This window comes from Pseudonocardia lacus (assembly GCF_018531445.1).
Lineage (GTDB): Bacteria > Actinomycetota > Actinomycetes > Mycobacteriales > Pseudonocardiaceae > Pseudonocardia > Pseudonocardia lacus.
On sequence record NZ_JAHDTH010000191.1, the window covers coordinates 1 to 13,512 of the forward strand.

Annotated in this window: 15 protein-coding genes; 8 read left to right on the forward strand and 7 right to left on the reverse strand. The window is 74.0% G+C overall.

Going from position 1 to position 13,512, the window contains the following annotated elements:
• The 3 genes from KIK08_RS30430 to KIK08_RS30440 all read right to left on the reverse strand — a co-directional run.
• On the reverse strand, positions 1–1,161 hold a 1,161-nt coding region (locus tag KIK08_RS30430; protein ID WP_214406750.1), incomplete at its 3' end, for an amidase.
• Positions 1,162–1,258: 97 nt separating this feature from the next.
• A complete protein-coding gene (locus KIK08_RS30435; RefSeq protein ID WP_214406751.1) occupies positions 1,259–1,696 on the reverse strand; it encodes an STAS domain-containing protein in 438 nt (145 codons plus the stop codon).
• A gap of 54 nt (positions 1,697–1,750) precedes the next feature.
• Positions 1,751–2,275, reverse strand: coding sequence for an acyl-CoA thioesterase (locus KIK08_RS30440; RefSeq protein ID WP_214406752.1), 525 nt, complete (start codon positions 2,273–2,275; stop codon positions 1,751–1,753).
• 94 nt (positions 2,276–2,369) lie between these two features.
• On the opposite strand from KIK08_RS30440, the gene KIK08_RS30445 reads away from it, so the two are divergent.
• Both KIK08_RS30445 and KIK08_RS30450 read left to right on the forward strand, forming a co-directional pair.
• Positions 2,370–3,335, forward strand: coding sequence for a patatin-like phospholipase family protein (locus KIK08_RS30445; RefSeq protein ID WP_214406753.1), 966 nt, complete (start codon positions 2,370–2,372; stop codon positions 3,333–3,335).
• Between the two features lie 63 nt (positions 3,336–3,398).
• Positions 3,399–4,691 (forward strand): competence/damage-inducible protein A, encoded by a 1,293-nt coding sequence (locus KIK08_RS30450; protein WP_308257993.1) that lies wholly within the window; start codon positions 3,399–3,401, stop codon positions 4,689–4,691.
• On the opposite strand, the gene KIK08_RS30455 is transcribed toward KIK08_RS30450, so the two are convergent.
• From KIK08_RS30455 to KIK08_RS30470, 4 genes are all read right to left on the reverse strand, one after another.
• On the reverse strand, positions 4,669–5,808 hold the full coding sequence (locus KIK08_RS30455; RefSeq protein WP_214406754.1) for an epoxide hydrolase family protein: 1,140 nt from the start codon (positions 5,806–5,808) through the stop codon (positions 4,669–4,671). The two genes, KIK08_RS30450 and KIK08_RS30455, sit on opposite strands and share 23 nt — an antisense overlap.
• Entirely contained in the window at positions 5,808–6,566 is a 759-nt protein-coding gene (locus KIK08_RS30460) for an SDR family NAD(P)-dependent oxidoreductase (protein WP_214406755.1), read from the reverse strand. The genes KIK08_RS30455 and KIK08_RS30460 overlap by 1 nt, the downstream gene beginning before the upstream one ends.
• An 11-nt stretch (positions 6,567–6,577) precedes the next feature.
• Complete coding sequence (locus KIK08_RS30465) at positions 6,578–7,576, reverse strand: acetamidase/formamidase family protein (protein ID WP_214406756.1); 999 nt, start codon at positions 7,574–7,576, stop codon at positions 6,578–6,580.
• Positions 7,577–7,681: 105 nt separating this feature from the next.
• Positions 7,682–8,494, reverse strand: a complete 813-nt coding sequence (locus tag KIK08_RS30470) for an IclR family transcriptional regulator (RefSeq protein ID WP_308257994.1) — start codon at positions 8,492–8,494, stop codon at positions 7,682–7,684.
• 67 nt (positions 8,495–8,561) lie between these two features.
• Here KIK08_RS30470 and KIK08_RS30475 point away from each other — a divergent pair, with 67 nt between their 5' ends.
• From KIK08_RS30475 to KIK08_RS30500, 6 genes are all read left to right on the forward strand, one after another.
• A complete protein-coding gene (locus tag KIK08_RS30475; RefSeq protein ID WP_214406757.1) occupies positions 8,562–9,761 on the forward strand; it encodes a 4-hydroxybenzoate 3-monooxygenase in 1,200 nt (399 codons plus the stop codon).
• Complete coding sequence (gene pcaH / locus KIK08_RS30480) at positions 9,758–10,507, forward strand: protocatechuate 3,4-dioxygenase subunit beta (protein WP_408004759.1); 750 nt, start codon at positions 9,758–9,760, stop codon at positions 10,505–10,507. The genes KIK08_RS30475 and pcaH overlap by 4 nt, the downstream gene beginning before the upstream one ends.
• Positions 10,500–11,066 carry a protocatechuate 3,4-dioxygenase subunit alpha gene (pcaG, locus tag KIK08_RS30485; RefSeq protein WP_214406758.1) on the forward strand — a complete coding sequence of 189 codons (567 nt, stop codon included), beginning with the start codon at positions 10,500–10,502 and terminating at the stop codon, positions 11,064–11,066. The genes pcaH and pcaG overlap by 8 nt, the downstream gene beginning before the upstream one ends.
• Positions 11,067–11,292: 226 nt before the next feature.
• The gene (locus KIK08_RS30490; protein ID WP_214406759.1) at positions 11,293–11,793 is read left to right on the forward strand and encodes a GtrA family protein; all 501 of its coding nucleotides are present in this window, start codon (positions 11,293–11,295) and stop codon (positions 11,791–11,793) included.
• A 122-nt stretch (positions 11,794–11,915) separates the two neighbouring features.
• Positions 11,916–12,176, forward strand: coding sequence for a hypothetical protein (locus KIK08_RS30495; RefSeq protein ID WP_214406760.1), 261 nt, complete (start codon positions 11,916–11,918; stop codon positions 12,174–12,176).
• Between the two features lie 259 nt (positions 12,177–12,435).
• Positions 12,436–13,434 carry a glutathione S-transferase family protein gene (locus KIK08_RS30500; RefSeq protein WP_214406761.1) on the forward strand — a complete coding sequence of 333 codons (999 nt, stop codon included), beginning with the start codon at positions 12,436–12,438 and terminating at the stop codon, positions 13,432–13,434.
• Positions 13,435–13,512: the final 78 nt, after the last annotated feature.

Consider the following 13,512-nt stretch of genomic DNA (forward strand, 5'->3'; position numbering starts at 1 on the left):
GCGCCGCCCGCGCGGGCGGCCCGCCGCGAACGGGCCGGTGGCGGTGGCCGGGGTGACCAGCAGGTCGTGGCCGTCGAACCAGGTCAGGAAGCGCTCGCGCCAGCGCTGCGGGGCGCGCTCGTCGGGGCGGGCCAGGCGCTGCGCGCGCCGGCCCTTGCGGGCCAGCGTCGCCGTGCGGTGCTCGATGGCGCCGCGCGCCAGGCCCAGGTCGGCGACGTCGCGGGCGACGCCGGCGTGCCAGCGTCGGGTCCACTGCGAGGTCAGCGTGCGCGGGTAGGGCGGGTCTGCCACCAGCACCGCGGTGCCCTCCGCGCGCAGCCGCGCCACCGCGCCCACGGCGGCGGCCCGGTGGTCGGGGTGCAGCCTGCCGAGCGGGAACGGGCTGGCCAGCGACAGCACCGCGCTGCCCGGCCAGGCCGGGTCGTCGGCGGCGTCCGGCCGGCTCCCGTCGTCCTCGCCGCCGCCGCGCAGGACGTCGAACATCAGGGCGGCGTCGGCGGCGGTGCGCGCGATCGGGCCGGCCACGCTCATCCCGCACCAGTGCTCCTCGGCGCCGCCGGGCAGCGGGACCACCCCGCGCCCCGGCTTGAGCCCCACCAGCCCGCAGTACGCCGCCGGGATCCGGATCGACCCGCCCCCGTCGGTGCCCAGCGCCAGCGTCGCCATGCCCGCCGCCACCGCGGCCGCGCTGCCGCCGCTCGACCCGCCCGGGTCGCGCGCCGGGTCGTCCGGGTTGCGGGTGACGCCCAGCGCCGAGTGGGTGAACCCCCAGATCGCCAGCTCCGGCATCCGGGTCTTGCCCATGATCACCGCCCCGGCCGCGCGCAGCCGGCGGACCAGCTCGTCGTCGCGGCGGGCCGGCTCGTCGGAGGTGGCGGTCGAGCCGTGGCGGGTGGGGTAGCCGGCCACGTCGACGTTGTCCTTCACCGCCACCGGCACGCCGGCCAGTGGCAGGGCGAAGCGGTCGGCGCGGCCGTCGACCGCCTCGGCCTCCAGCAGCACCCGGCGGGGGTCGTGGGCCTGGAAGGCGCCGACCACGGCGTCGCGCTCGGCGATCCGGGCGAGGTGGGCGCGCGCCACCTCGACCGCGCTGGTCCGGCCGTCGTGCACCAGCGCGGCGATCCCGGACGCGCCGAGCGCGGTCAGGTCGAGACCGTCCATCCCGCCACCATGGCACCGCGGGCAGCGGTCGTGCCGGATTTCGGCGGGTTCCCGCAGGTCTTTCCACCCGCCCGGTCGGGTGGGTGGCAGCGCCGGGCTACTTCGCGAGCGCCTCCGCGGTGCTGTCGGCCAGTTCGAACAGGGTGAGCAGGCCGGTGGCCTCCAGCGCCCGCACGACGATCCGCGAGCCCGGCACCAGCCGGAACGTGTGGCTGTGCCGGTCGGCCTCGTCCTTGGCCGCGACCAGCACGGCCAGCCCGGCCGAGCCGAGGAACGTGACCGCGGACAGGTCGAGCACGAGCAGCGGGACCTCGGCGAGGTGCTCGTCGAGCCGGGTGCGCAGCACCGGCGCCGTCAGCGTGTCGATCTCACCCACGACGTGCACGACACGGGCCGCGTCGCCGTGGTCGACCACGTCGAAGCGGACGACCTCGTCGATCTCCCCGGCCGCGAAGTCGGCGGCATCGACCTCCTCGATGCCGGCGTCGACACTGCCGTTCGTGGCTCGGGGGTCCTCGGGTGGATCACCGCTCATGTCGGCCAACCCTACGGGCGGGCGAGTCGGGCACACAACAACACCCCGGACCCCTCACCCCGCCCCGACCAGCTCCGGAACCTGCTCTCCACCGCCGGTCAGCGCGTCGCGGAGGTCCTGCGGCCAGGGCTGCGGGCGGCCCGACCCCGCGTCGACGTGCACGGCCACCATCTCCCCGGACGCCGCGGGCTCACCCGCCCGGGTGACGGTGAAGGCGTAGCGCACCGAGGACGTGCCGACCTGCCGCACCCAGATCTCGATCTCCACCAGGTCGCGGAAGTACAGCCGCCCGGAGAAGTCCATGCTCAGGTGCACGCGGGGCTCCCGGCCGAACGTGCGGCCCGCGATGCCGAGCCGCTCGTGCAGCACGGTCTCGGCCTGCTCGGCCCAGTGCAGCACCGACGACCAGTGGTGGTGGCCCGCCGCGTCGGTCTGGGCCCACTCGACGCGGCGCTGGATCCGGACGCGCGCCGGTCGGCCGTCCTGCTCGGGGGTCATCGGGACCAGCCCGAGCGGGGCCGAGTCGACCCCGCCCTCCGCCGCGCCCGCCGTCGGGTCGTCCGACACGGAGTTGCTCATGGCCGGACATCCTGCCGGACCGGCGATCATCGCGTCGGTCCTGGCGACCCGTCCTCGCGACGCCGCGCCGCGGGGCCCCGTACCCTCGGGAGCCGTGGTGACGACGCACGCGGTCCCCTTCCTGCACGGCGACCGCGAGGTGTTGCAGGTACTGGCGGACCGGCGGTCCGAGGGCTCGGTCCCCGGGGCCCGCTCGGACGAGCACCGGGTGGCGCTGGTCATCGGCGGTGGCGGCATGCGCGGGGCCTACGTCGCCGGGATGCTGCGCGACCTCGACCGGCTCGGCCTGCGGCCCGGCTTCGACGAGGTCTACGGCGCGTCGTCGGGCTCCTACAGCGCGGCCGCGTTCCTCACCGGCGACGCCGAGGAGTGCGCGGCGTGCTTCTCAGAGGACCTGTGCACCCAGGTGTTCATCGACATGCGCCGGCTGGGCACCCGCCGCCCCGTGGTCGCCCTCAACCACCTGGTCGACGTGCTCAGCACGCGCAAACCGATGGACTGGGCGGCGCTGGGCAGCACGCCGGCCACCCTGCACGTCGTGGCCACCGACGCCGCCGACCTGCGACCGCACACCCTCACCGGGATGGCCGACGTCGACGACTGGCGCCGCGCGCTGCGGGCCAGCGCCACCATCCCGCTGCTGGCCGGCCCGCCGGTCGAGTACGGCGGGCGCCGCTGGGTCGACGGCTCGGTCGGTGAGCCGCTGGCGATGGCCAGGGCCCTGCGCGGCGGCGCCACCCACGTGCTGGCCCTGCTCTGCCGGGGAACCGACGACCTGCACCCCGACGCCGACGCCGGGCTCTCGCTGTGGGCGCGCACCCTGGATCGGCTGGTGCCCGGTCTGGGCACGCTCGCCCAGGGGTCCCGCCGCTACGGCTCCGACCTGCGGCTGGTCACCGACGCCGCGCACCCCGACCGGGGCCCGGGGCACCTGGCCGCGATCGGGCCGTCCCGGTCGGTCGGCGTGGGTGCGCTCTGCGTGGAGCGCGGCCCGATCACCGAGGCGGTGGAGGTGGGCGGCGCGTCGGTGCGGGAGGCGTTCGAGGCGGTCGCCGGCTAGGACGGCGCCCGGGCGCGCAGCGGGAGCCTCGCGCGGGCGCGGCGGGCGGGATAGCGTCGGCTGGTGAGCGCAGGTGAGCGGCCGCGGGCCGCCGTCGTCGTCACCGGGAGCGAGCTGCTGACCGGGGCCATCTCCGACCGCAACGGGCCGTGGCTGTCGCGGGAGCTGGTCGGGCTGGGCTTCGAGGTCTCGCACATCCTGACGGTGGGCGACCGGCCCGACGACCTGGCCGCCGCGCTGCGGTTCGCCGCCGACGCCCGGTGCGCCCTCGTCGTCACCAGCGGGGGGCTCGGCCCCACGGCCGACGACCTCACCGCCGACGTCGTCGCGGCGTTCGCCGGGCTGGAGATGGAGCTCGACGAGGACATGCGGGTCCACATCGACGCCCGGCTCGCCGCGTGGGCCGCGCGCACGGGGTTCGCCGGGGAGGCGCTCGACGAGGCCACCCGCAAGCAGGCGATGGTGCCGCGGGGCGCGGTCGCGCTGCCGCCGGCCGGCACCGCGCCCGGCCTGGTGGTGCCGCGGGAGGGCGGGCCGCTGGTCGTCGTGCTGCCCGGGCCGCCCCGCGAGCTGCAGGCCGTGTGGCCGAAGGCGCTGGACTCGGCGCCCGTGCGCGAGCTGCTGGCCACCGTGCCGGCCGCGCACCCGCGCTCGCTGCGCTACTTCGGGCTGCCCGAGTCGGAGATCGCGGCCACGCTGCGCGAGATCGGCGCGCGGCGCGACCTGTCCGGCATCGAGGTGACCACCTGCCTGCGCCGCTCGGAGCTGGAGGTCGACCTGCGGCCCGGCCCGCAGGCGCTGGCCGCCGCCGACGAGCTGCACGCCGAGCTGGCCGCCCGGCACGCCCGGCACCTGGTCAGCGACGACGGCACCACCACCGACGAGCTGGTGGCCCGCGGGCTGGTCGAGCGCGGCTGGACGGTCGCGACCGGCGAGTCCTGCACGGGCGGCATGCTGGCGTCCCGGCTGGTCGACCGGGCCGGTTCGTCCGCCTACGTGGCCGGCGGCGTCGTCGCCTACTCGAACGAGGCCAAGACTGCCCTGCTGGGCGTGCCGGCGGAGATGATCGCCGAGCACGGCGCGGTGTCCCCGGAGGTGGCCAGGGCGCTGGCCGACGGCGCCCGGGAGCGCTTCGGCGCCGACGTCGGCATCGGGATCACCGGCGTGGCCGGCCCGGGCGGCGGCACCGAGGCCAAGCCCGTCGGCTACGTCTGCTTCTGCCTGACCACGGCCGATGGCCTCGTCCTCGCCCGCGACCCGCACATGCCCGGCGCCCGCTCCGACATCCGCGAGCGCTCCACCGACATCGCGATGAACCTGTTGCTGCGCACGGTCACGAACCGCGCAACGGCCTGAAGAAGGTGCGCAGCTCGTCGACGAAGACCTCGGGCTGCTCCAGGCTGGCGAAGTGCCCGCCGGTGGGCTGCTCGCTCCAGTGCCGCAGGTCGGTGAACCGGCGCTCCAGCCAGTGCCGGGGCAGGCGGACCAGCTCCTGCGGGAACATCGTGATCCCGGTCGGCACATCGATCTGGTCGAGCCGCCTGCGCCCGAAGCTCTCCCAGTACAGCCGGGCCGACGACGCGCCGGTGCCGGGCAGCCAGTAGAGCATCACGTTGTCCAGGAGCCGGTCGCGGCTGATCACGTTCTCCGGGTGGCCGGCGCAGTCGGTCCAGTCCCAGAACTTCTCCACGATCCACGTGCACTGCGCGGCGGGGGAGTCCAGCAGGCCGTAGCCCAGGGTCTGCGGGCGGGTCGACTGCTCGGCCGAGTAGCCGGTGCCCTGCCGCTGGAACACCTTGCTCGCGGCGGCGGCCGCCTTCTCCGACTCCGACAGCGGCTGCTGCTCGCCCTCCGGGGGCGGCGAGGCCACCGGCATCGTCAGGTGGATGCCGACCAGGTTCTCCGGCACACCGATGGCCAGCGCCGAGGTCACCATCGAGCCCCAGTCGCCGCCCTGTGCGCCGTAGCGGTCGTAGTCGAGCCGGTCCATCAGCTGCGCCCACGCGGTGGCGATCCGCTCCACGCCCCAGCCGTCCACCCGCGGCTTGTCGCTGAACCCGTAGCCGGGCAGCGACGGCACCACGACGTGGAACGCGTCGGCCGGGTCGGGCGGGTCGGTGAGCGCGTCCAGCACGCCGAGGAACTCCACGACCGAGCCGGGCCAGCCGTGGGTGAGCAGCAGCGGCAGGGCGCCGGGGTGGCGGGACCGGGCGTGGATGAAGTGCACGCCCAGCGAGTCGTCGCCGCCGCCGTCGAGGACCGTGCGGAACTGCGGGCGCGAGTTGAGCTCGGCCTCGCAGCGGCGCCAGTCGTACTCGCTCGCCCAGTAGGCGCACAGCTCCTTGGCGTAGTCCAGCGGGACGCCCTGGGTCCAGCCCTCGACGGTGGCCTGCTCCGGCCAGCGCGTGCGGGCCAGCCGCTCGCGCAGGTCGGCCAGCTGCTCGTCGGGGATCTCGACGCGGAACTCGCGCACTACAGTTGCACTCCTCGGGTCAGGGCCCCGTCGACGACCAGGTGGGTGCCGGTGATGAAGCTGGCCCGGGGGCTGGTCAGCATGACCACGCCGTAGGCCACCTCCTCCGGGGTCGCCATCCGGCCGGTCGGGTTGAGCCCGAGCGCGGTGTCGAACAGCTCGCGGTTGTTCTGCTCGATGTTCTGCCAGACCCCGCCGTCGAAGTAGGTGTTGCCCGGCGACACCGTGTTGGCGCGCACCTTGCCGGCGTGCTGGTAGGCCAGCCCCGACGTGTAGTGCACCAGCGCGGACTTCATCACCCCGTACGGCCCGGCGGTGAAGTCGATCTCCCGGCCGGACACGCTGGACACCGCGACGACCGAGCCGACGCCGCTGGCCTCCAGGTGCGGCAGCGCGGCCTCGACGACCCGCACGGTGTGCATCAGGTCGACCTCGAAGCTCTGCCGCCAGAAGTCCGGGTCCGGGCCGATGGCCAGTGCGCTCACGTTGGCGACGACCGCGTCGATGCCGCCGAAGCGCTCCGCCGACGCGGCCACCCACGCGGCCAGCGCGGCGCCGTCGGCGACGTCGAGCGCGGTGCCGGCGACGTCGTGGCCGGCGTCGCGCAGCTCCTGCTCGGCCTTGCCGACGTCGGCGGCGGTGCGGGCGCAGAAGGCGACCTTCGCGCCCTCCGCGGCCAGCCCCTCGACCACGGCCCGGCCGATGCCCTTGGTGCCGCCCGTGACCAGCGCGACGCGCCCGTCCAACTGAAGATCCATCTCGGTCCCTCTCAGATCGTCCGGGCGAGCTCGCGCAGCCTGCGGTGCATGCCGTCGTACGCGTCGCCGCCGGGCAGCAGCGCCTTCTCCACCTTGGTCACCGCGCTGTAGTTGGTGTCCACGACGTTGGCCAGCGGCGACCGGCTGATCTGGGTGAGCAGCTGGTAGGCGTCGAGCGGGTCGAGCCCGTAGAGCTCGCCGAGCCAGCCGATCATGCCTACCTGGCTCGCCCGCCACGCGTCCTCCAGCGGGCGCGACGAGCCGACGACGCAGTAGTCCTCGTCGTGCTCCAGCCGCGGCCACTCCGGGGCTCCACCTTTGATCAGGTCGACGACCAGGGTGACGTCCATGGCGCCCTCGACGGCGGTGCCGCAGCTCTCGCCCTCGCCCTGGCGGTAGTGCCCGTCACCGACCGAGAACAGCGCGCCCTCGACGTTGACCCCCAGGTAGCAGGTGGTGCCCGTGCGCATCTCCGGGGTGTCCATGTTGCCGCCGAACTTGTCGGGCACCAGGCTCGTGCGCACCTCGCGCCCGGCCGGGGCCACCCCGATCGTGCCCAGCATCGGCGCCAGCGGCAGCTGCAGGCGCAGCGAGGAGCGCTGGGCCTCGAACAGCACCGTGCCCGCGGCCCGGTCGAGCTGGTAGATCCAGGTCTGCTCGGGCAGCGGCTGCTGCAGCAGCGCGGTGCGGTCGGTGCCGGTGAGCGCGCCGAAGAACGGGATCGTGGTGGAGGCCGCCCAGTCGCGGGCCGGGGTGAGGTCGGCGATGTGGATCGCCAACGTGTCGCCGGGCTGCGCGCCCTCGACGTGGAAAGGGCCGGTCTGCGGGTTGACCTCGGTCATGTCGAGCACCTGCGAGGGCAGGTCGGAGGTCCGCTGCAGGCGCCCGGAGAAGGCGTCCTCGGTCCACAGCCGCAGCGCCGTGCCCGGCTTGATCCGGTGCGTCGGCGCCGCGCCGCCGAAGGTCCAGGCGTACTGCTCCGGGCGCGGCCGGAACTCCACGACGTCCACGCGGTGATCGTTGTGCCGGTGCCGACCGGAGCGCAAGGCCCCGCGCGCCTCGTCTCCCCCTCCGCCCGCCCCTCCCCGAGGTTCAGGAAAGCCACGATGCTGCCCTCAGAGGGCAGCATCGTGGCTTTCCTGAACCGGGGGCGGCTGGATGATGATGCCGCCGCCGACGGCGGAGCGCGGGCGGTCGGGGGCGCCGAGCGCGCGCGAGATGGCCCGGGCCGCCGCGCGCACTGCGGGCACGTACGCGCGCGCGTCGGTGCCCTCGGAGGGGACCACGACCGACAGCGCCGCGGTCACGTCACCGCGGGCGTCGCGCACGGGTGCGGCGATCGACAGCGCGATCAGCTCGATCATGCCGTCGGTGATCGCCACGCCCTCGCGGCGCACGTCGGCCAGCACCCGACGCAGCTGCGCGGGCACGCAGATCGTCTTCGCCGTGTAGCGGCGCAGCGGCCCGGCCAGCACCTGCTCCTGCAGGTCGGCGCCGGCGTGCGCGAGCAGCACCAGCCCGACGCCGGTGGCGTGCAGTGGCAGCCGGCCGCCGACCCGGGTGATCACGTTCACCGCGCCGCGACCGGAGATCCGCTCCACGTACACCGCGTCGGTGCCGTCGAGCACCGCGAGCTGCACGTTCTGCCGGGTGACCTCGTAGAGGTCCTCCAGGAACGGCATCGCCGTCTCGCGCAGGCCCAGCCCGCGCGGGGCCAGCGAGCCGACCTCCCACAGCCGCAGCCCGATCCGGTAGCAGCCGGCCTGGCGCTCCAGCGCGCCCCACGCGGCCAGCTCGCCGACGATGCGGTGGGTGGTGGTCAGCGGCAGCCCGGCCCGCCTGCTGATCTCGGTCAGGGTCAGCTCCGGGCGCTCGGCGCTGAACGCGGCCAGCACGGAGAGCACGCGCTCGGTCACCGACTCACCCACCCGACCATTCTTCCGTTGAGCGGAAGCGGAGTCGAGCCCGGGCGCCCCGGTGGGCCACCCTCCGGGCATGCGCACCCAGGTGGGGATCGTGGGGGCCGGACCGGCAGGGCTGCTGTTGTCGCACCTCCTGGCCCGCCGGGGGATCGAGTCCGTCGTGCTGGAGTCGCGCAGCCGCGGCTACGTCGAGCAGCGGGTGCGCGCGGGCGTCCTCGAGCACCCCACCGTCGAACTGCTGCGCGAGGTCGGCCTGGCCGACCGCCTCGACCGCGAGGGCATGCCGCACGAGGGCATCTCGCTGCGCTTCGACGGCGGCGACCACCGCATCGACTTCGCCGACCTCGTCGGCCGCGGGATCACCGTCTACGGCCAGCAGGAGGTCGTGAAGGACATCATCGCGGCCCGGCTCGCCGACGGCGCCGACATCCGCTTCGAGGTCGGCGACGTGACGATCGAGGGTGCCACCTCGGACGCGCCCGTCATCGGGTTCACCGACGCCGAGGGCCGCCGCCAGGAGCTGCGCTGCGACGCGATCGCCGGGTGCGACGGCTTCCACGGCGTCAGCCGCGGCGTCTACCGGCCGCAGGTCTACGACCGCGAGTACCCCTTCGCCTGGCTCGGCATCCTGGCCAAGGCCGCGCCCACGCAGAACGAGCTCGTCTACGCCAACCACGAGAACGGCTTCGCGCTCTACTCCATGCGCAGCCCCGAGATCACCCGCCTCTACCTGCAGGTCCCGCCCGACACCGACGCCGCCGACTGGTCGGACGCGCGGATCTGGGACGAGCTGCAGCTGCGCCTGGCCGCCGACGGCTTCACGGTCAACGAGGGCCCCCTGATCGAGAAGGGGGTGACCGGGATGCGCAGCTTCGTGGCCGAGCCGATGCGCCACGGCCGGCTGTTCCTGGCCGGCGACGCCGCGCACATCGTCCCGCCCACCGGTGCCAAGGGCATGAACCTGGCCATCGCCGACGTCCGGGTGCTCTCCGATGCGCTGGCCGACTGGCTGCGCTCCGGCGACGGGACCGGCATCGACACCTACTCGGACCGGTGCCTGCGCCGCGTCTGGCGGGCCGAGCACTTCTCCTGGTTCATGACCTCGATGCTGCACAACTTCGACCCGGTATCGAGCGGGGTCGCCGGGTTCGACGGCGACCCGTTCAGCCGCAAGTTGCAGCTCGCGCAGCTGCGGTACACGGTGTCCTCCCGCGCCGCCGCCACCTCACTGGCCGAGAACTACGTCGGACTGCCGTACGGAGCTGCCCTGTGACACCCAGCAAGCCAGCGACCATCCACCAGCCGTCCTCCGCGGAGATCGCGGGCTACCTGCGCCCGCCGCCGGGCACCCACCCGCCGCTGGACTCGCCGCCCTACAAGTCGACCGGGCTGCGCGCCCCGTCGCAGGCCCCGGTCGTGCTGCGCCACCGGCTCACCGAGATCACCGGTCCGCTGCTGACCGGCGAGATCGGCCCCAACGACCACGACCTCACCCGCCAGCACGCCGCCCCGCCGATCGGGGAGCGGATCATCGTCTCCGGCCGGGTGCTCGACTCCGACGGCCGCGGCATCCCGGACACGCTCGTCGAGGTGTGGCAGGCCAACGCCTGCGGCCGCTACGCGCACTCCGTCGACACCTACGACGCCCCGCTGGACCCCAACTTCAGCGGCGGCGGCCGGGTCGTCACCGACTCGGCGGGCAACTACTCGTTCACCACGATCAAGCCCGGCCCGTACCCGTGGGGCAACCACCACAACGCCTGGCGCCCCTCGCACATCCACTTCTCGGTGTTCGGCCGGTCGTTCACCCAGCGCCTGGTCACCCAGATGTACTTCCCGGGCGACCCGCTGTTCCCCTACGACCCGATCTTCAACTCGGTGCCGGACGAGAAGGCCCGCCAGCGGATGATCTCGTCGTTCGACATGGAGAACAGCGTCTCGGACTGGGCCCTGGCCTACCGGTTCGACATCGTGCTGCGCGGGCGCGAGCAGACCCCGTTCGAGGAGCCCCATGAGTGAGTCGGCACAGAGTGAGTTGGCGCTGACGCCGTCCCAGACCGTCGGCCCGTACCTGTCGCTCGGGCTGACCTGGCCGACCGGCCACCTGGTGGTCCCCGAGGACGCCCCGGGCGCGATCACGATCACCGGTGTGGTCCGCGACGGCACCGGTGCGGTGGTCCCCGACGGCATGGTCGAGACCTGGCAGGCCGACGCCGAGGGCCGCTTCGACCACGCCGACGACCCGCGCGGCGCCAGCGGCTCGGGGTTCCACGGCTTCGGCCGCGCGTCCACCGACGCCGAGGGCCGGTACCGGATCGTCACCGTCAAGCCGGGCGCGCTCGGCGACGGCCAGGCCCCGCACATCGACGTCAGCGTGTTCGCCCGCGGCCTGCTCGACCGGGTGGTCAGCCGGATCTACTTCCCCGACGAGGTCGAGGCGAACGCGACCGACCCGCTGCTGTCGGGCCTGCCGCCCGAGCGCGCCGCGACGCTGGTCGCCGAGCGGGTCGGGCCCGCCGAGCTGCGTTGGGACGTCCGGCTGCGCGGCGAGGGGGAGACGGTCTTCCTCGCCGTCTGAGCCCCCGGCTCTCCGATCGACACGCCCCCTGAGCAGGTGTTTCCCGTCACCCGCCGGTGTGGGCCGCCGCCGGGGCGGGTAGTGCCGAGTCATGCCCGTCACACGTCGCGCCGAACCGGAAGTACTCTCCGGTTCACAGCGTTCCCACAGCTGGGGAACAGCGCGACCATGGCCGGTCGTGGGAGAAATGGTCCGTCACGGGGCGGGTCGAGGAAGGGCGGTCGAGGTGGGCGGCACGACGGCGGCGACGGGCGCCCCGGCCGTGCGGCGGGCGCGGTTCCGCCTGGAGCACCCACTGCTCGTGCAGATCGTGCGCTACGCGCTGCTCGGCGCCGCCGGCACCGGCGCCAACGCCGTCGTCTTCCTGATCCTGCGCAGCTGGCTCGACGCCGTCCCGGCCAACCTGATCGCGCTGGTGCTGAGCACCGCGCTGAGCACCGAGCTCAACCGCCGGTTCACCTTCGGCGGCGCGGAGGTGCACCGCTGGCGCAACACCGTGCAGAACGGCGGCACGGTGCTGTTCTACGCGTTCTACAGCTCGGCCGTGCTGCTGCTGCTCGGGCTGTTCGTGGAGTCGCCGAGCCCGGCGCTGGAGTCGGCGACGGTAGCGGCGGCGAGCCTGCTCGGCGGCACCGTGCGGTTCCTGGTGCTGCGGCAGTGGGTCTTCGCCGACGACCAGCCCGAGGACGACGTCACCAAGGACCAGACAGCCGCGACGCGCAGCTGACCAGCGTTTCCACTCCGGATGGAGTAGCGCCGGGGGCCGAGTAGGTCCGCATGTGCACGAAGGGTAACGGGCGACGGGCCGTCTGCGAGTCGACGACCGTGTTCCGACGAACGTTCGTGGTGGTGGGCACCCTGCTCGCGCTTGCCACGACCGGCTGTGCGTCAGCCGTCGTCGGCGCCGCCCGTGCCGACCCCGAGGCGGCTGCCCAGGTCGCCCGTGAGCGCGGGTGCCGAGCCGCCGAGGACGAGATGGTGACCACCATCGACACCCTCGTCCGGCGCATCGATTCCGACGCGTCCGCCTTGCTCGACGCGGAGGAGATCATGCGCCAGATACCTGTCCGGGATCTGGGGGAGAAACTTCGGACGTTCGTGTGGGCGTGAATTGGTCGGTGCCGCCTACTCGAGCCTGCTTGTGCGGGTCCAAGACCTGGATCCGGTGACCGCTTACGGACGTCTGGCACACAAGGCCGTGCTCACGGGGCTGTGTGGTGACAACGTGTCGAGGTTCGAGCTGGACGCGCAGGCTCGCCTCGTGTGCGCCGGCCGGTAGGCGTCCGGCCTATCGGACGTCGTCGCCGCCTACTACCCCGACCAGGTTCCCGGGCCGCGCCGAGGGCCCCGCGCGGCTACGTTCGGACCCATGACTGCGACGGACTCCGACGCCGGGTCGTTCGAGCGCGAACCGGTCGGGCTGGACGAGCGGATCACCGCCGACGGGTCGTCGGCGTGGCCCGTCGAGGCCGGGCGCTACCGGTTGGTCGTGGCGAGGGCGTGCCCGTGGGCGAACCGGTCGGTCATCGTGCGCCGGCTGCTCGGGCTGGAGCAGGCGATCTCGATGGGCATCGCCGGGCCCCTGCACGACGAACGCAGCTGGCGCTTCCACAACGACCCCGACAACCGCGACCCGGTGCTGGGCATCGAGTGGCTCGGTGAGGCCTACCGCAAGGCCGACCCCGACTTCGACGCCGGGGTCACGGTGCCGGCGATGGTGGAGATCGCCAGCGGCAAGGTCGCCAGCAACGGCTTCCAGCAGCTCACCCTGGACTTCTCCACCCAGTGGACCGCGCTGCACCGCGACGGCGCGCCCGACCTCTATCCCGAACGGCACCGGGACGAGATCGACGAGGTCATGGCTGCGGTCTACGAGGACGTCAACAACGGCGTCTACCGGTGCGGGTTCGCCACCACCCAGGACGCCTACGAGCAGGCGTACCGGGCGCTGTTCTCCCGCCTCGACGCGCTGTCCGACCGGCTGACCACCCGCCGCTTCCTGGTCGGCGACACGATCACCGAGGCCGACGTGCGGCTGTGGGTGACGCTGGTCCGCTTCGACGCCGTCTACCACGGCCACTTCAAGTGCAACCGGCAGAAGCTCACCGAGATGCCGGTGCTGTGGGCCTACGCCCGCGACCTCTTCCAGACCCCGGGGTTCGGCGACACCATCGACTTCGCCCAGATCAAGCAGCACTACTACGGCGTGCACGACACGCTGAACCCGTCCGGGGTGGTCCCGCTCGGACCCGACAACTCCGGTTGGCTCACCCCGCACGGTCGCGAGGAGCTCGGCGGCCGTCCCTTCGGGGACGGCACCCCGCCTGGGCCGCCGCCGGAGGCCGAGCGCGTCCCGCCCCTCGCCTAACGCCGTCGAGAACGAAGTTGTCGTGATTCACAAGCCCCGGGGGGGCCGCAGACAGGGGTGTGGACCGGGGGGGGGGGG

Bases quoted from the DNA above. Each gene is read 5' to 3' on its own strand.
- KIK08_RS30500 (WP_214406761.1), top strand. From the start codon at position 12,436: ATGACTGCGACGGACTCCGACGCCGGGTCGTTCGAGCGCGAACCGGTC.
- KIK08_RS30435 (WP_214406751.1), bottom strand. From the start codon at position 1,696: ATGAGCGGTGATCCACCCGAGGACCCCCGAGCCACGAACGGCAGTGTC.
- KIK08_RS30475 (WP_214406757.1), top strand. From the start codon at position 8,562: ATGCGCACCCAGGTGGGGATCGTGGGGGCCGGACCGGCAGGGCTGCTG.
- pcaG (WP_214406758.1), top strand. From the start codon at position 10,500: ATGAGTGAGTCGGCACAGAGTGAGTTGGCGCTGACGCCGTCCCAGACC.
- KIK08_RS30440 (WP_214406752.1), bottom strand. From the start codon at position 2,275: ATGAGCAACTCCGTGTCGGACGACCCGACGGCGGGCGCGGCGGAGGGC.
- KIK08_RS30460 (WP_214406755.1), bottom strand. From the start codon at position 6,566: ATGGATCTTCAGTTGGACGGGCGCGTCGCGCTGGTCACGGGCGGCACC.